General features: G+C 60.0%; 20 protein-coding genes and 2 pseudogenes. 17 read left to right on the top strand and 5 right to left on the bottom strand.

Annotation, left to right across the window (positions count from 1 at the left end; all coding sequences use genetic code 11):
- Nucleotides 1-136 precede the first annotated feature (136 nt).
- The 3 genes from JQC81_RS29570 to hfq all read left to right on the top strand — a co-directional run bounded on the left by JQC81_RS29570 (nt 137) and on the right by hfq (nt 1,239).
- Nucleotides 137-511, top strand: coding sequence for a hypothetical protein (locus JQC81_RS29570; RefSeq protein WP_203275357.1), 375 nt, complete (start codon nt 137-139; stop codon nt 509-511).
- A gap of 94 nt (nt 512-605) precedes the next feature.
- A complete protein-coding gene (locus JQC81_RS29565; RefSeq protein WP_203275356.1) occupies nt 606-905 on the top strand; it encodes a hypothetical protein in 300 nt (99 codons plus the stop codon).
- Nucleotides 906-1,002: 97 nt separating this feature from the next.
- Entirely contained in the window at nt 1,003-1,239 is a 237-nt protein-coding gene (gene hfq, locus JQC81_RS33580) for an RNA chaperone Hfq (protein WP_312887609.1), read from the top strand.
- 5 nt (nt 1,240-1,244) lie between these two features.
- Here hfq and JQC81_RS29555 read toward each other — a convergent pair whose 3' ends face one another.
- On the bottom strand, nt 1,245-1,679 hold the full coding sequence (locus JQC81_RS29555) for a hypothetical protein (RefSeq protein WP_203275354.1): 435 nt from the start codon (nt 1,677-1,679) through the stop codon (nt 1,245-1,247).
- 102 nt (nt 1,680-1,781) lie between these two features.
- On the bottom strand, nt 1,782-2,384 hold the full coding sequence (locus JQC81_RS29550) for a calcium-binding protein (RefSeq protein ID WP_203275353.1): 603 nt from the start codon (nt 2,382-2,384) through the stop codon (nt 1,782-1,784).
- Between the two features lie 255 nt (nt 2,385-2,639).
- Between JQC81_RS29550 and JQC81_RS29545 the strand changes: the two genes are divergently transcribed.
- The 5 genes from JQC81_RS29545 to JQC81_RS29530 all read left to right on the top strand — a co-directional run bounded on the left by JQC81_RS29545 (nt 2,640) and on the right by JQC81_RS29530 (nt 4,704).
- Nucleotides 2,640-2,969, top strand: coding sequence for a hypothetical protein (locus JQC81_RS29545; protein ID WP_203275352.1), 330 nt, complete (start codon nt 2,640-2,642; stop codon nt 2,967-2,969).
- Nucleotides 2,970-3,058: 89 nt separating this feature from the next.
- Nucleotides 3,059-3,421: a hypothetical protein gene (locus JQC81_RS29540; RefSeq protein WP_203275351.1), complete on the top strand. Its 363-nt coding sequence runs from the start codon at nt 3,059-3,061 to the stop codon at nt 3,419-3,421.
- Nucleotides 3,422-3,980: 559 nt separating this feature from the next.
- A complete protein-coding gene (locus JQC81_RS34050) occupies nt 3,981-4,106 on the top strand; it encodes a hypothetical protein (RefSeq protein WP_281400452.1) in 126 nt (41 codons plus the stop codon).
- Nucleotides 4,107-4,148: 42 nt separating this feature from the next.
- Complete coding sequence (locus JQC81_RS29535) at nt 4,149-4,373, top strand: hypothetical protein (protein ID WP_203275350.1); 225 nt, start codon at nt 4,149-4,151, stop codon at nt 4,371-4,373.
- A gap of 40 nt (nt 4,374-4,413) precedes the next feature.
- Nucleotides 4,414-4,704 carry a hypothetical protein gene (locus JQC81_RS29530; protein ID WP_203275349.1) on the top strand — a complete coding sequence of 97 codons (291 nt, stop codon included), beginning with the start codon at nt 4,414-4,416 and terminating at the stop codon, nt 4,702-4,704.
- A 297-nt stretch (nt 4,705-5,001) separates the two neighbouring features.
- Here JQC81_RS29530 and JQC81_RS29525 read toward each other — a convergent pair whose 3' ends face one another.
- Both JQC81_RS29525 and JQC81_RS29520 read right to left on the bottom strand, forming a co-directional pair.
- Nucleotides 5,002-5,223: a hypothetical protein gene (locus JQC81_RS29525; protein ID WP_203275348.1), complete on the bottom strand. Its 222-nt coding sequence runs from the start codon at nt 5,221-5,223 to the stop codon at nt 5,002-5,004.
- A gap of 123 nt (nt 5,224-5,346) precedes the next feature.
- A complete protein-coding gene (locus JQC81_RS29520) occupies nt 5,347-5,658 on the bottom strand; it encodes a putative quinol monooxygenase (RefSeq protein ID WP_203275347.1) in 312 nt (103 codons plus the stop codon).
- A 271-nt stretch (nt 5,659-5,929) separates the two neighbouring features.
- Between JQC81_RS29520 and JQC81_RS29515 the strand changes: the two are divergent.
- Nucleotides 5,930-7,282, top strand: a pseudogene (locus JQC81_RS29515) (IS3 family transposase).
- 201 nt (nt 7,283-7,483) lie between these two features.
- On the opposite strand, the gene JQC81_RS29510 reads toward JQC81_RS29515, so the two are convergent.
- On the bottom strand, nt 7,484-8,563 hold the full coding sequence (locus JQC81_RS29510; RefSeq protein WP_203275346.1) for an ABC transporter ATP-binding protein: 1,080 nt from the start codon (nt 8,561-8,563) through the stop codon (nt 7,484-7,486).
- Between the two features lie 96 nt (nt 8,564-8,659).
- On the opposite strand from JQC81_RS29510, the gene JQC81_RS29505 reads away from it, so the two are divergent.
- The 8 genes and pseudogenes from JQC81_RS29505 to JQC81_RS32810 form a co-directional block, all read left to right on the top strand.
- Nucleotides 8,660-9,349 carry a GntR family transcriptional regulator gene (locus tag JQC81_RS29505; RefSeq protein WP_203275345.1) on the top strand — a complete coding sequence of 230 codons (690 nt, stop codon included), beginning with the start codon at nt 8,660-8,662 and terminating at the stop codon, nt 9,347-9,349.
- Nucleotides 9,349-10,338 (top strand): alpha/beta hydrolase, encoded by a 990-nt coding sequence (locus JQC81_RS29500; protein WP_246520741.1) that lies wholly within the window; start codon nt 9,349-9,351, stop codon nt 10,336-10,338. The genes JQC81_RS29505 and JQC81_RS29500 overlap by 1 nt, the downstream gene beginning before the upstream one ends.
- A gap of 29 nt (nt 10,339-10,367) precedes the next feature.
- A complete protein-coding gene (locus JQC81_RS29495) occupies nt 10,368-11,576 on the top strand; it encodes an ABC transporter substrate-binding protein (RefSeq protein WP_246520740.1) in 1,209 nt (402 codons plus the stop codon).
- 65 nt (nt 11,577-11,641) lie between these two features.
- Nucleotides 11,642-12,562 carry a carbohydrate ABC transporter permease gene (locus tag JQC81_RS29490; protein WP_203275344.1) on the top strand — a complete coding sequence of 307 codons (921 nt, stop codon included), beginning with the start codon at nt 11,642-11,644 and terminating at the stop codon, nt 12,560-12,562.
- The gene (locus JQC81_RS29485; protein WP_203275358.1) at nt 12,562-13,395 is read left to right on the top strand and encodes a carbohydrate ABC transporter permease; all 834 of its coding nucleotides are present in this window, start codon (nt 12,562-12,564) and stop codon (nt 13,393-13,395) included. The genes JQC81_RS29490 and JQC81_RS29485 overlap by 1 nt, the downstream gene beginning before the upstream one ends.
- Nucleotides 13,396-13,427: 32 nt before the next feature.
- The gene (locus tag JQC81_RS29480) at nt 13,428-14,309 is read left to right on the top strand and encodes a sugar phosphate isomerase/epimerase family protein (protein WP_203275343.1); all 882 of its coding nucleotides are present in this window, start codon (nt 13,428-13,430) and stop codon (nt 14,307-14,309) included.
- Entirely contained in the window at nt 14,306-15,301 is a 996-nt protein-coding gene (locus JQC81_RS29475) for a Gfo/Idh/MocA family protein (protein WP_203275342.1), read from the top strand. The genes JQC81_RS29480 and JQC81_RS29475 overlap by 4 nt, the downstream gene beginning before the upstream one ends.
- 368 nt (nt 15,302-15,669) lie before the next feature.
- A pseudogene (locus JQC81_RS32810) lies at nt 15,670-15,891 on the top strand (hypothetical protein); the annotation flags it as partial.

The following is a 15,891-nucleotide window of genomic DNA, read 5'->3' as shown; positions in this document are numbered from 1 at the left end:
AGTCGTTCCTCCCAAAGGTTCCGCTCTCGCGCTCCAATATTGGACCGGCGGATATTCGATGCTACCAAGATCCTGTGCAGTCGCAATACTCGGCCCGAAAGCATAGGCGATCCCGGACGAAAGCGTTGGATCGCTCATGGACCTTTCTGTTCCGGAGCTATTGTCCGTTGAGCTCGGCGCATTACCAGCCAGTCACTCGTCGAAAGAGGAGGCCGAGCGACTCTCCACGCCTGATCGCATCGCTCCTCTGCCGGTCGCCTTCGACCCAAAGGAGCTCAGCGACCACGATTTGTGTCTCGCGCTTGAGGAGATGCGCCGTCGCGGCTGGGCCGTTGCCGCCTACGACGTCAGCGACGTTGAGGCGCTGATCAGCGATGACGTTGATCCAGCACCGACGGATGACGAAATCCGCGTCTGGTTGCAGGACAACCAGGACGAGCTCCAGCACGGCATGTGCGCCGCCATGCACGACGCTGTCAATGCGGAATGGAACCGCTCTGACGACGGCTGAGCCTTAAGCCAATCGCCATACTCGCCGCCGGTCGCCCCGGCCGTCCCGCGGGAGGAGATCTCCTCCCGCGCCGGTTTCGTTTGCCCTTCCTTCAATGGCTCCCCTCGCAGGGCCACGTTCCAAGAAGCACAAGAACGGCACGGAGTTCGTGAGCTTCATCGGCGAATACAAGAGCCGTGGCTCGGAGAAGGTCCGGACGATGTTCCACTCCGCGAGCGGTCGCGCCCTCGACGCAATTCGCGCAGACCTGAAGGAAGGCCCGCCGATCCGCGTCTTCGGTGTCTCCGACGAGATGCCGGCAGACGGCGAGCGGAAAGCGAAGCAGATCTTCAGGATCATCGGCAAGAGCGAGCCGCGTGAGCAGGCCGGCGAGGAGATGCAGCAGGCTGCATGATTCGGCCATGAAGAAGCCGCCCTTAGAGGCGGCTTCTTCTTGCACGTTTCCGCAACCCCCGCTCTATAGAAGATCAATACCCAATCAGGAGAGCAGAGTGGCCAAACCGGTAGCCCCGCAGGAGCAGGACTGGTTCTATGAGCGTCTGCGTGATGCGAAAGTGGACGTGCAACTGTTTCTGGTGAACGGCGTCAAACTCATCGGGCGCATTGATCGTGTCGATCGCTACACCATTCTCCTGTCAAGAGGCGCAAGCTCTCAGGTCGTCTACAAGCACGCGATCTCGACGGTCGTCCCACCCACAGGCTTCGAGATCGGCGGCCCGGACTGGTAGCCAGATCAGGCAGCGACAGCCTGCGGAACTGACCTTCCAGAAACTTCAGCCGCTGGTGAGGAGGTTGCAGATCCCCTAGCGGTGACCTTTGATTTCGATGCCTCGCCCCGAAGTGCCTCATAGCGGGCAACAAACTCATGATTGGCTCGGGTCAGTTCCTTGATCTCGCCCTTGAGGTCGCCGATCTCCAGCTTCAGCTCTGACACCTGCTCGACGAGATCGTTATCCTGCCGGATCTGAGAGCGGAGCCCGCGGATCGCTTCCTTCTGATCAGCCACCTTGGCCTCGAGCTTCTTGATTCTGCGCTCAGCCTCTAACAGCAGGCGCTCTGGGGTTTTCTCCTGCTCCACTGCCTTCATAGCGCCCGCCATAGTGCCTGCCCCTTCATCTCTCAGGTGATTACCAAAGAGAACAAAGCAGGAACTTTGCCCGAAGGTCAACGGGACAGCCTGTCGCGCTTCGTATAACAGCCCCAGATGGCCTAAAGGGAAAGGGCAGCACTAGGGCTGCCCTTTCTATAATTCCTGAGTGCCTGCTACGACTTAGAACAGGAAGTCGTCGGCCGTCAGCTGGCCCTTGAAGCCCTCCAGGGCAATCCTGCCCTGCGCCGTCATGATCACCGCACCTTCGTCAGAATAGGTAATCGAGCTCGAAAACTCATCGAACGAGGTGATGCCCGAGGTCGAGAAATCGATAACGTCCTCGCCTTGGGTGAAATCCGTGATCTTGTCCTTGCCGAACTTGGCACCAAACGTGAAGGCGTCTGCACCGGCGCCGCCCGTCAGGACGTCGTGACCGGAGCCCCCGTTCAGGACGTCGTCGCCCTCGCCGCCGAAGAGCTTGTCGTTGCCAGCGCCGCCGAGGATCTCGTCATTGCCGATGCCGCCGTCGAGATGGTCGTGACCCGCACCGCCGTCGATGCTGTCGTCACCCAGGCCGCCCCAGACTTTGTCGTTGCCAAGGCCGCCGAAGAGCTTTTCATTGCCAGCGCCGCCCCAGATCTTGTCATTGCCAGCACCGCCATCAAGCGTGCTGTCGGCGTCGCTGCCATACAGCTTGTCGTTGCCGCGGAAGCCCTTGAGAACGTCTTTGGATTTACCGCCGCGCAGCACGTCGTCGCCGCGGCCCCCTTGATTCTTTGCCATTGTTGTTTTCTTTCAGAGAGATTGTCTCTGACGCATGAAGTAACGGAGTGCGCGATCACAAGACAAGTAGACCAAATGTCCTATACGTATTTACCGTAAACAGCTTAATGCTCCGGTTGCATAAGTTAATTCTTAATGTTCGCTGAACAGGAAGCACAGGGCTCAGATCATTATTCGGGATGAGGCAGCAAAAACTCAGATTTGAAATCCCGCAAAATGGATGATGAGCATGCTCAAGGCGACGATGTATTTCTCATGCGGACGCGACGCACGGTCGGGTCTGAATTCGAAGACGACATTCGCCGCCTTCCTGACGTCGCTCGACGCCTTCATGGCGGGGTCACGAGCGATCCTGAAGGCAAGATTGCCATCAGCCACGATGTGATTGGCAACCGGATCCACGTGGCCGATGAGGACGGAGACCTCGTCCAAACCCTGATGCGCGATGCCGGCTTTGCTGTCCAGGGCGAGACGGTGACCCTCCCGGTCGATGAGGTCTGGGTAGTCGATCCCAAGTTCCTCGAGGGCCTCGATTTCGAGGATTACGTCGATGAGGAGCACGGGCTGTTCCGTTCCCTCGCCTGAGATCCGGATCAGCGGACAATTCGAGATGAAATCCCCGGAAAAGGAAGAGCCGGCCCACGATCCGTTATGACATCGTTCCGCAGGGCTTGATGATGTCGGTCGAAGGCGCACCGACCTACTGGTTCGACCGCAAGGCTTCCTTCGGTATCCTCTGGGAGCAGATTGCCGACGACCACTTTGAGATCGTGCGTCACGGCCGGGTCGAGATGGTTGTCGAGCGGGAGGCGTCCATGCGGGCCTTCTATGCCGAGATCGGATCCGTCGCCCCCAAGACGGGCAAAGCCTTCGCCACGGTCGAGCAGATCGACACGACAGCGGTCGATATCCTCAAACGTGTTCTGGCCGGCGAAGAAAAGCCAATAGCCGCCATCGCGGCGATGCAGGCTCTGTCACGCGCAGCCTTGCTGCAGGCCATGCCCGCCCACAAGCGCTACCTGCTCGAGGCGGCCTAAGGGAGAGTCAGCATGCACCCTCGCCTACACCGCCCCAGGCAGGTTCTCGTTGTCCGGCTCCAGAGAGCCACCATCGCTGAAAGGATTGCGGCGGTGTTCCTCCGAAGCGAGAGGAGCCCTCCGGCCCCCGCGAAACCTTCCTGCGCCTCCGGGCGGAAGAATCCGTCGTGCCGCTCGGTATCCGGGCAGCAAGCACAGCTGAACTCGCGGGATTTTCTGTCCAATCGAGATGGGTAGACAATCTGAGATGAAAATCCCCGAAAGGAACGGCCATGGCGTTCGACTTCTCGAAGATCAGGGTTCTCACCCCGGCAGAGCGTCAAGCCCGGGAGGAGGCCGAACTCCAGGCTCAGATTGCCGAGGATGCCAGGAAGCGCGAGGAACTCTTCAAGCACACGATCACTGTCACCTTGAGGGAGCACCCGATGCACCGGTTCACGGGAGCGGGAGACAAGATCGTCAGCTTCCACGGCACCGATGAGCGCGGCCGCCGCTCCTCCGGGACCTACTTCGTTCCTTACTTCCGGGAGCGCTCCGAGATCGACGCGATGCTGGCCCCATGGATCAGGGCACGTCGATTGTGGCCCGCGGGTACTGGAAGAAGCGCACCTGGCGCAACCAGCAGAACCAGGAGGTCGAATCCTGGGAGTTCCAGATCCAATTCGTCGAACCCAAGCAGGACTAACGCCGCCGATCCATCGCCTCTCGAACAGCAGGAGACCCCGCGATGTCCGACCAGAAGATCGTGTCCGCCCGCATCACGCCGATTTCGCGCTCGCCGTTCGGCCCGCTGCCGGAGGTCCACGCCACTCTTGAGGACGGCAACGAAGTGATGCTGTTCGACCACTACCCGGGTGAGACCAGTTTCTCCTCCTCCGAGTTCGTCGGCCTCACCGAAGCTGAGGGCCGAAACCTGAAGTTCCAGAAGGACGTGGCATTCCTGCGCTCCTAAGCCGCCACTCTCCCCCGACGACAAGAGAAGGATTGCGCCGATGACAGCTGCCACCGACCTGATCGCCACCCACCGCTGTTTCGTGTTTCCGGACGCCGAGACCGCCGGTGCGGTTTACACAGAGCTCATGCTCCGCAACGAGACCGACTACATGGGGCTTTGTATAGACCTACCGACCCGGACCATTCTGGTCAGCGAGCCCTTCGGCGATGCCTTCGTGGTGCTCCTGGACGACACCGGCAACCTCGGCCCGGAAATCGCGGTCAAGCAGAAGATCGGCATCGGCAGGCGTTCCGCCATGCCGGCCTCTACGACAAGGCCAACGCCCTGAAGTTCGTCAAGATTCCGGTCGCTTCCCTCACCCCGCCGGTGATCGCCGAATTGAACGCCTGCTTGTCCATCTCGGGGCGGATCGGACGCATCACGGAACGTCTGAACACATTCCAATGAGTGGAGGTCCTCATGGACGACTGCCCTCATTGTGAAGGGACGGGAGAGCGGGACTGGCTCAGTGGAGCCCGCTGCTATGAATGCAAAGGCACGGGCATCGCCAAAGACGATGATCCGTGCGCTGATTGTCGGGGGACGGGTCCTGCTCGGGCCAGTGCCTGGAGGACCCATCTGGTTACTAAGAATTGAGCGGCCGGCTGATCCGGAAATCCTCGAAGAGATCGCTCACGAAGTGGTGCGAGGCGCTTTCCAGCGCCCGGATCTTGTCCTCCACCAGGTCGGCCAGGATGCTGCTCGGATGAGAGGCCCGAACCTCCCTGACCGCATCCCTGACCTGATTGAGGTCTAAGGAAGACACCATCACCTTCTGACTATTTCTGGGCCCCTGTTCCAGTGTCATGCGTGATCTCCACGTATGCCGACGACGCGGCTGAAAGGCCCCAGCCCTACAGCCACACCAAGATGGGCATGGCTACGTTTGGTTTCTATGACCGGCGGATTACAAATTTGTTATGAAGTCGGCTCATCGCTGTTGCATATCTGCACGCAACGGCTCCCAGATAGAAATGTCGCGCTCTTCCCTCAGAAGTTCCGGGAGCGCCTGATGGTAGGCCTCACGATACGGGCGGTTCAGCTGGACGGATAGAACGTCCTCATGGCTCTCCCAGGTCTCGTAGAGCATGAAGCGGTTGTCGGACTCCGGATCCCGGTGCAGAATCGCCTGATGGAACATCGGCTCGCTTCGCATCGCGTCGAGCACTCCATTGAGCAGCGAGAGAAACCGATCACGCTGCGCGGGCACAACGTTGAACTTGATCAGGTAGGTGATTGCCATCGTTTGGTCCTCAATCGGGGAAGTCAATTCCGTCCAAGAGTTCAGGCGAACTCGCTTAGATAGCGGGACCATGCCGGACGCGCTGCCTTGGGTCGATTACGCCAGAGGTAATGGGACTGGTCCCCGGTCGGTTGGAGGCTGGGGATAGTTGACCAGTTCGATCGAAGATTGTCAGATTTGGACTATGTCCGCCGTCAGCACCTATGAGACAGATTGGGTGAGTTGAAGAAGGGAGAGGTTCTGGTTCATCGTAGCCCATGAGGACGTGACGATGAGACAGAAGCAGAGGCCGGAGAAAGAGCCGGCCGAGACGGTGGTCAAGGAGATCCGCCGCGCCACCCGCAAGCACTATTCCGCCGAGGAGAAGATCCGCATCGTGCTGGAGGGCCTGCGCGGCGAGGACAGCATTGCCGAGCTCTGCCGGCGCGAGGGCATCCCGCCGAATGTCTACTGCCGCTGGTCCAAGGACTTCCTGGAAGCCGGCAAGAAGCGCCTGGCCGGCGACACCGCCCGGGAGGCCACCTCGGACGAGGTCAGGGGCCTGCGCCGGGAGGCGGCTGCCCTCAAGGAGGTGGTGGCCGATCTCACCCTCGAGAACCGCCTGCTCAAAAAAAGCATGCGCGGGGATGGGGAGGACGGCGCATGAGGTACCCGGCTTCCGAGGAGATCGAGATCATCCGCCTGGTCGAGCAGTCCCGCCTGTCCATGCGCGAGACCCTGGAGAAGATCGGCATCCCACAGGCGACGCTTCTACCGCTGGTACGATCTCTACCAGACCGGCGGCCCTGAGGCTCTGGAGGATCGGCGCCCCTGCCCCAAGCGGGTCTGGAACCGCATCCCCGATGCAATCCGCCAGCAGATCATCCAACTGGCGCTGGACGAGCCGGAGCTGTCGCCGCGGGAGCTGGCAGTGCGCTTTACCGACCAGCACGGCTACTTTGTCTCCGAGGCCTCCGTCTACCGGCTGCTCAAGGCACAGGACCTGATCGCCAGCCCGGCGTTCATCGTGGTGAGGGCCTCTGACGAGTTCAAGGACAAGACCACCGCGCCCAACCCGCTCTGGCAGACCGACTTCACGTATCTCAAGGTGATCGGCTGGGGCTGGTTTTATCTCTCGACCGTGCTCGACGACTTCTCGCGCTACATCCTCGCCTGGAAGCTGTGCACCAGCATGAAGGCCGAAGACGTGACCGAAACCCTGGAGTTGGCGCTGCAAGCCTCAGGTCTGGAGCAGGTTGAGGTAAAGCACAAGCCGCGGCTGCTGTCGGACAACGGCTCAAGCTACATCTCGTCGGATCTGGCGTCCTGGCTGGAGGGCAAGGGCATGAGCCATGTGCGTGGGGCGCCGTACCATCCCATGACCCAGGGCAAGATCGAGTGCTGGCACCAGACGCTCAAGAACCGCATTCTGCTGGAGAACTACTTCCTGCCGGGGGACTTGGAGGCGCAGATCGAAGCGTTTGTGGTGTACTACAATCGTCGGCGCTACCACGAGAGCCTCGACAATCTCACACCTGCCGATGCCTACTTCGGACGCGGAGAGGCCATTCTGAAGGAGCGAGAATGGATCAAACGACAGACCATCCAAACCCGCCGCTTGCAGCATCAGACGCAAGCTGCCTAATCTGAAACCCAGATGAGCCAGAGTCTCCCTTAGTTCAGACCGCCCGATGTCTCAAAAACTCTGACGACGGACAGTGAGGTCCAGATCAGCCCATACAAGAGGAGATGATCGCAAAGCCGCTAGGATGTCCCCACACCGGCGGCTTGCCCATGAGGCTGCGGCAGGTTCGGTTTGAGCACGTGCCATCATGGGCTATCGATCTCAGTTCAGGCGGTTTCCTGCCTCCGAGAACAGGTGAACAGCCTCGGGTTGACCTGCCACAGACAGGGTGGTTCCGGGCCGAACATCACTGGATCGAGGCAACTCTACGGTCAGGAGGCGGTCACCTCCGACATCAATGTAGGCATAGGTCTGTCCGCCAAGACGCTCAACGACAACGGTTTCGCCTGTAAGCCATGCCTTATCAGGTGAACAGACGCCTAGATCCTCAGGCCGAATACCGACGGTAACCGGGGCCTTATCAGCCAATCGAAGCGAGGATTCCGGAAACTCAATGACGTTTTCAGACTGCAGCCGCAGACCAAGGACGCCGCTTCGCTGCTCGGGCCGCAAATTGAACGTGTTCATGGTAGGGCTCCCAATAAAACGGGCAACGAACAGCGTCTGGGGCCGATGATAGAGATCAAGCGGCCGGCCAACTTGCTCGACCCGTCCCGTATTCATGACGACGATCCGGTCGGCCAGCGTCATGGCTTCGACCTGATCGTGGGTCACATAGACCGTTGTGGCGCGCATCCGGCGATGAAGCTTTGCCATTTCAAGGCGCATCTCTACCCGCAAGGCCGCATCCAGGTTGGACAATGGCTCGTCGAACAGAAACGCCTCGGGCTCACGGACGATTGCCCGGCCCATGGCAACGCGCTGACGCTGACCACCGGAGAGCTGCCCCGGTAGGCGCTCCAACAACGGCTTGATCTTGAGGGTTTCTGCCGCATTGGTGACCCGCTCCTTGATCTCGCCGGCGGGTGCATTTCGCATCTTGAGGCCGAAAGCCATGTTGTCGCCCACGCTCATATGCGGGTAGAGCGCGTAATCTTGAAACACCATCGCTATATTACGATCGGCCGGGGAAAGCTCGTTTACAACATTCGGGCCGATGCGCAGCGTCCCTGACGTGATCTCCTCAAGGCCAGCGATCATCCGCAAAAGAGTAGATTTTCCACACCCGGAGGGCCCCACAAGCACAAGGAACTCACCGTCACCGATGGTGAGATCGATCCCGTGGACCACGTCGACACTCCCGTAGCTCTTCTTGATTTGCTCAAGCCTGATCTGGGCCATTTCCGTTCCCTCTAGCGGCGGGTGTTATCCAATACCAGTTGATTAGCATTATTAATAATGATAATTATAATCTGACGCAACAGTTCTTGGGTCATAATGGCAGCGCCCCTCCTTCAGCGGTCCCATCAAGCTTCTGTGCCTCGCCCGGCGAAATCGGGCGAGGTTTACGAGGCTGTGAAGCGGGAGATCATGTTGGGTGGACTTCCCCCCGGTGATCCGCTTGTCGAGTTGGAGCTTGCCGCAGCGTTCGGGTGCAGCCAGGGGCCGGTCAGGGAGGCGCTTCTTCAACTGCAGGAGGAGGGGCTGGTCATCCGACAGGGGCATCGTGGCACCCGTGTTGCTGACTGTACGGCTGACGAGGCCGTCGAGATGTTCCGGCTCCGCCAGTCCATCGAGTGCCGTAGCGTTATCCGGGCTCTGCAACGTCCCAGCCGCACCCTCACCAACGATCTTGAGGCGCTGATCAAGCTCATGGAGGACGCTGCCCAAGCCGGTGACGAGTACAAACTTGCCGTCCATGACCGGGACTTTCATCGTCGGTTGCTGCGCGACGCGAACCTTCCAGCCCTCGAACCGATCCTGCACCGCTGCCTCGTGCACAATCATCGGTTCAAGATCTCCCAGTCCACGGGGGAGCGGGACCTTCTGGCAACGGCCCGAAGACATTTCTCGATCCTTGAGGCGGTCGGGCGCGCGGATGCGGCAGCCGCCGCGCAAGCGCTGGCGCATCACATCGCCACCATTGTTGACCTCGGCCCTGATGTTTTTGCCCACGGAGAGCAGTGATGCAGATGCGCCCGGACGAGATTTGCACCAAACTGTCGCCCGAGATGGACGCGCTCTTGCAACGTGTCCAGGCGGAAGATGGGCCTCAGCCGGACCCAACTCTGCTGCCCGCGCCCGAGGGGCGTGCGGCTGCAGCGAGCAGCAACCGGCGCTGGAATGTCGACCTTCCGCCCATGGCCGACACTCGCGAGTATCACATACCCGCTGATCTTGAACTTGGATCGGTTGCGTGCCGCACCAGAGTGCTTGTCCCGAACGAGCGCATCCAAGGAACCCTACTCTTTGTGCATGGCGGGGGTTTTTCGTTCTGCAGCCCCGACACCCACGAGCGGTGCGCGCGTGTTCTTGCTGTTGAATCGGGGATGGCCGTGGTCGTGCCAGATTACCGGCTCGCGCCGGAGCATCCTTACCCTGCCGGCCTTATGGATGTCGTCGCGGTCCTGCGAACGCTCACATATAAACCATCGACGTTGGGGCTTGGAGCTGGACCGCTCCTGGTGTCCGGCGACTCTGCGGGCGCCAATCTCGCGCTGGCCGCGATGATACATGAGCAGCGTTCGGGGCACAGGCTCCCCGACGGAGCTCTCCTTTTCTACGGTGTTTACTCAGGCGACCATACATCGCCATCCCACGTCCGCTTTGCGGAGGGGCCCGGCCTGACCACCGCGAAGATGCAGCGCTATTGGAATTGGTACGTTCCAAATGAGGAAGACCGGCGCGACCCGCTTGCCGCTCCCATGAACGCCTCAGATGACGAGCTTCGGTCTCTGCCCCCCCTGTGGCTGCAGGCGGCAGGGATCGATCCACTTTTGTCCGACACGGTCTTGCTTGGGCGACGGCTACACGAGCTTGGTCGAGATGACCCCGTGAGTGTCATTCCAGGTGTGGTGCATGGATTCCTGCAAATGACTGTGTCGCTTCAGGCGGCGCGGGATGCTTTGGCGGCGGCAGGCACCGCCGCGCGAACGTTGGCGAAGACCAACGGATAAACATGACAAACCCCTAAACGGAGGAAACGATGAAGAAGCTGATGAAGAGATTTTTAGCAGCCTGTAGCCTCGCAGCGGGCCTGGCTCTCGCAGGTGGCGCACAGGCGGAAACGGTGCGTTTCTGGTATCACTTCGACAATCCGGACAATCCGATGTCGAAGCTGATCGAGAAGTTCCAGACGAAGAACCCCGGCATCAAGATCGAAGCTGAGAACATTCCGTGGAACAGCTACTACGACAACCTCTACACGGCCATTGTCGGCGGCAACGCACCCGATGCTGCAATGGTGAAGCTGTTTGCTCAGCCGCGGCTCGTGGAAATGGGTGCGTTGGAGCCGATCGGCGATCGGATTGAGAAATGGGCCGGCAAGGCCGACCTTCTCGACAACCTGCTTGACCTCAACAAGGGACCTGACGGCAAGCAGTATTATCTGCCGATCCAATATGTCGTGCTCTACCTTTATTACCGTGCCGATCTCTTCAAGGCTGCCGGCCTTGAACCGCCGAAAACCTGTGAGGATTTCCTCAACGCGGCCAAAACCCTCACCAAGGCACCCGATCAATACGGTTTCGGATTCCGCGGCGGCAAGGGTGGCTGGGACCAATGGGGCGCCTTCGTCTTCTCGAAGGGCGCCAAGTTCGAAAAGGGTGGTCTCACCAGGCCGGAAGCGATCGCAGCCAACCAGTGGCTGATTGATTTGCACCGCGTGCACAAAGTCTTCCCGCCATCCGCTCCGAATGATGGCTTCCAAGAAATCCTGGGCGCATTCAAGAGCGGCAAGACGGCCATGACTATTCACCATATTGGTTCGTCTGCTGATATCGTGAAGGCTCTTGGAGAGAAAGTCTCAGCGGCTCCCGTTCCGAAGTGCGGTGAGAAGGCCTGGACCTCATATGGCGATGAGTCCCTGGCCGTCTTTTCCTCCGCAAAGGATAAGGACGCCGCCTGGAAGTGGATCTCGTTCCTCGCCGAGGGCGAAAACAACGTTCTCTTCAACCAGGCCACCGGTCAGCTTACCGTCACGAAGAGCGGATCGAAGGACTGGAAGCTGCACGAGCAGCGTTTCGTCGACGCAACAGTCGCCTCGCTGCCGTTCGCGGCAGTCCTGCCTCAGACGTCAGCCACCGCCGATTTCGTGAACACCGTGTGGCCGACCACGATGCAGCGGGCGCTGACAGGCCAGATCAGCGCTGAGCAGATGATGAAAGAGATCGAGACGCTCCTCGCCTCTCAGTAATCGTGCCGCCGCGACTGCGCCCCAAGGGGCGCAGTCCGTTCCGCCCCGACAAAGAGATCTGGCCCATGTCCGTTTCCGCAGCCCTGCCGGACCACGCCGCGCCCGCGCGCCGCTGGCGCAACCGCCTGCTCCCTTACGGTTTGCTGACACCAGCCGTCCTGGTGACGGTCGTGATCGTCTTCCTGCCGATGATCGAGGCTGTGGTCACAAGCCTGTACGAATTCGTGCTCTTCCGGCCCAATGCCGCCCGCTTTGTGGGCTTGGGCAACTATTTTAAGCTCGTCGAGGATCCGGTTTTCTGGATCACCCTTAAGCATACCGCCATTTGGATCGGGCTGACAGTCCCGCTGCAAATGGGGCTTGGCCTGATCGCAGCACTGATCCTCAATCGACAGTTCCCCTGGCGAGGGATCGCTCGAGCCTTGGTAATTATTCCATGGGCGCTGCCCAGCGTCGTGATCGCGCTCATGTGGCGCTGGATCTACGATGCCAACACAGGCGTACTCAACGAGATTCTCCTGCGCCTGTCGATTATCCAGTCCGCTGTTCCATGGCTCGCAGATCCTGACAGGGCTCTTTACGCGGTCGTGGTAACCCTGACCTGGCAGGGCTTCCCGTTTTTTGCGGTCATGATCCTTGCTGGCCTCCAGGGCATTCCGAAAAGCCGCTACGAGGCTGCCTCGATCGATGGAGCGAGCGCATGGCGGCAGTTCCGTCACGTGACCTTGCCAGGGATCGCCGGCGTGCTCGCAACAGCAGGCCTCCTGCGGATCATCTGGGTCGCCAACTCGATTGACGTCATCTTCGTCATGACGGGAGGGGGACCTGGCTATGCGACCCAGACACTGCCCCTCTACGCCTTTGTCAAGGCGCGGCAAAACCTCGATTTCGGCTACGGTACCACCATCGCGGTGATGTTCACCCTGCTCTTGAGCGTCGTGGTCGCCTTCTACATTGCGCGTACGTCAAACGAGGCTGAGCGATGATGGGCAAGCCGACAATGATGCGCCGCATCCTCACAACCGACCTTCCCGCCCTGGGCATTGTCCTACTGGCCGTAGGGCCCTTTCTCTGGATGCTGATGACCTCTTTCACGCCGCAGGACAGGCTCGCGGCCCTGGGTGTTGCGATCAGCCCTGCTAACTGGTCCTTGGAGAACTACCTGCGGCTTGTTTCCCGAACGTCATTTCTCGGGAACATGGGGCACAGCCTTATCGTCGCAGCTGGCACCACGGTTCTCGGCCTCTTTGTCTCTGTGACGGCAGCCTATGCGTTTTCCCGCTTTCGGTTCGCCGGACGTCGGGTGCTCATGATGCAGTTCCTGCTGGTGAACATGTTCCCGGTGGTTTTGCTGATCCTGCCTCTGTTCATCATGATGCGTCGTCTGGGTCTTCTCGACACCCATGCGGCTCTCATCATCGCCAATGCGACGGTGGCCATTCCGTTCTCGATCTGGATGTTGACGAGCTACATCAATGCAATCCCGAGGAGCCTCGATGAGGCTGCCATGACCGATGGCTGCAGCCGTCTTCAGGCGCTCAGACGGGTGATTCTGCCTCTGGCCATGCCCGGTATTATCTCGACGGGCATCTACATCTTCATCACGGCATGGAATGAGTACCTCTATGCTCTTACCCTGGGCGGGCGAAACGTCCGCACAGTGACCGTCGCTATCCAGACTTTGATCGGCGAGTACCAGATCGAGTGGGGCCTGCTGTCTGCAGGTGGCGTGGTCGGCGCTTTACCAGCCACCATCCTCTTCCTGATCGCTCAGCGGCGCCTGATCGGCGGTCTCACGCAAGGCGCCGTCAAAGGCTGAACCAAGATTACGCATCCAAAGCAAGGACGATCATGAACCCTGTCGGTCTTATATCCATGCAATACGCTCGGCCATTTACGGCCGAGCACTTTCCGCTCTTCGGGCGCATGAAGTCCCTTGGCTTCGATTTCGTCGAACTCCTCGTGCCCGAACCCGGCGAGATCGACCTGAATGAAGCACGTCGTGCTCTCGACGATGCCGGGCTTGACGTTGTCTTGGCGGCCCGGGTCAATCTCCAGCGCAATCTGGCGAGTGATGATCAGTCGGCCCACCAAGCAGGGGTCCACTACCTGCGCTATGCAGCCGATTGTGCCGCGGCCTTGGGCGCCAGGATCGTGGGAGGTCCTTTGACAGGAAATCCCCTGGTCTTCGCGGGACGGCCTCCCGCTCCGGTCGAGGAGAACGAAAGACTTGCGCGTAAAGATCGCTGCGTGACCGGTCTGCAGCAAGCCGGCGATCATGCCGCATCTGTCGGGGTTGAGCTGGCGGTCGAGCCTCTCAACCGTTTCGAAAGCGATGTCCTGTGCACCACCCAGCAGGCTCTCGAGCTTCTTGACGCCGTCGGTCATCCGGCAATCGGACTGATGCTCGACACCTTTCATATGCACATGGAGGAAGCGTCGATCCCGGAGGCGATTCGCCTCGCCGGCACCCGCACCATTCACTTCCAGGCCAACGAGAACCATCGCGGTTTTCTGGGAACCGGATCCACCGACTGGGTCGAAGTCTGCCGCGCCCTTCATGATGTCGGGTATCAAGGGCCGATTTCGCTCGAGCCCTTCCGGCGTAACGATGATCGCTTCGGTGTCCCATTCGCTCAGTGGCGCCCACCGCACGAGGACGAGAGCGGCCGTCTTGCTGATAGCGTATCCTTCCTGAAATCCCACCTGAACCTGACGAGGTATCGGCGATGACCCTTAAAGTTGGCTGGATTGGTTGCGGCACGCACGCAACCCAGATGCTGCTCCCCCAACTCGCACGACATGACGTTGAGGTCGTCGCGCTGTGCGATGTGGACGGAACGCGGCTTGCCCAAGCCGGGCGTCAGTTCGGTGTCAAGACCCTAATGTCAGATGCGTTCGACCTCATTAACACCTCGGAACTTGATGTAGTGGGTATGGCGGTCGGACCCGACCAGCACCTCACGTTTGGGAAAGCCGCCCTTGAGCGCGGACTACCCGTCTTCATGGAAAAGCCCCCCGCGGCAACCGCGGCAGGGGCTCTGGAGCTTCTGAGAGCCTCGGAACGGAGCGGAAAGCCGCTGGTCCTCGGGTTCATGAAGCGCTACTCGATCGGCAACCGGATTGCCCATAACATTATCACTTCCGGACGGTTCGGGCGGGTTCTGGGCTTGACCGGCTACTACATGACAGCTCCCACCTATTTCGTCGGAAACGTCGATTACTCGAGCTTCTTTCTGCACCACTGCGTCCACTACATGGATCTTGTGTCGTTCTTCGTCTCACCCGTGCGGGAGATCAACGCCCGTAAGGTCGAGGCGGCCCCCGGGCGAATCCTCTTCCACGTGGATCTGGGCTTCGAGTGCGGCGCCATCGGCACCATCGCCATGGGGACGATCCAGTCGCGTGGTGCCCCGGTCGAGCGGATTGAACTGATGGGGGACCATCAGAGACTCGAGATTGATGACGTCATCGAGGTTCGCTGGAATCGGAACCCGCCCTTCAAGACCGATGATCTTGCCGCAACCTTGAACGACGACATCGATACGCTGACCTGGAAACCCAACTTCACTGCCGCGGCCAACGAGGATCACAAGGGCTATCATGCTCTTTTGACAGATGCGGTGAGGCTGTTCCGCGGGGAGGCGTCTGCGGCGCCCACAATCGTAGATGGCGTTGTGGCCATGGAGCGTCTGGAGAGGCTTCGCCAAATCCTTGAGCTTTAGGTTCAGTCTCCGATTTGCTGCTCTGCACCTGACAGGGATCCCGCATCTGCCTCGCGGCGGGTTCATGGAAAGGCAAGTTACGTGTGCACGATCTCTCAGGGAGGCCGTCAGGATCTTGTGGAACCACATGCGTCGGCAAAGCTCCCAAAGCCGCAGCGCTTTTGCGTCGCCGTGATTGCCCTCCTCACCTCAAGGGGATCTCTCAGGGTGGATTGGCGTCGCGAACGTCGTGTGCGGATTGTTGACCGGATTGATGCCTGGCGCAGTGCGATAGCCGCCCTGCAATTGGTAGTTTTCCGGTTGCTTCGTGTGCTGGCTGGAGCGGGATCGCGGTTGAGCAGGACGGAATTGACACTCCCTCGGCCACAATGAACGGCATGGTCACTAAAGCGGATCTGCAGGAGTATTGTGAGCGCGATCCCGGTGGGGAGACCAAGCAGAACGGTGGCAAGCTCACCGTCGCCCAGTGCGGTGCAAGGTATCAAAAGGAGGAAGGACGCACGGTCCTGACCTCTAGATGTTTGATCCCGGGGTTTGATGGTGCGATATTCTCCTCAGGATGGAGGGACGCGCTATGGGCCAAGTTCTCC

The organism is Microvirga arabica (assembly GCF_016811235.1).
Taxonomy (GTDB): Bacteria; Pseudomonadota; Alphaproteobacteria; order Rhizobiales; family Beijerinckiaceae; genus Microvirga; species Microvirga arabica.
Note: the sequence above shows the minus strand (reverse complement) of the source record. Positions and strands in the feature narration are given on the sequence as shown.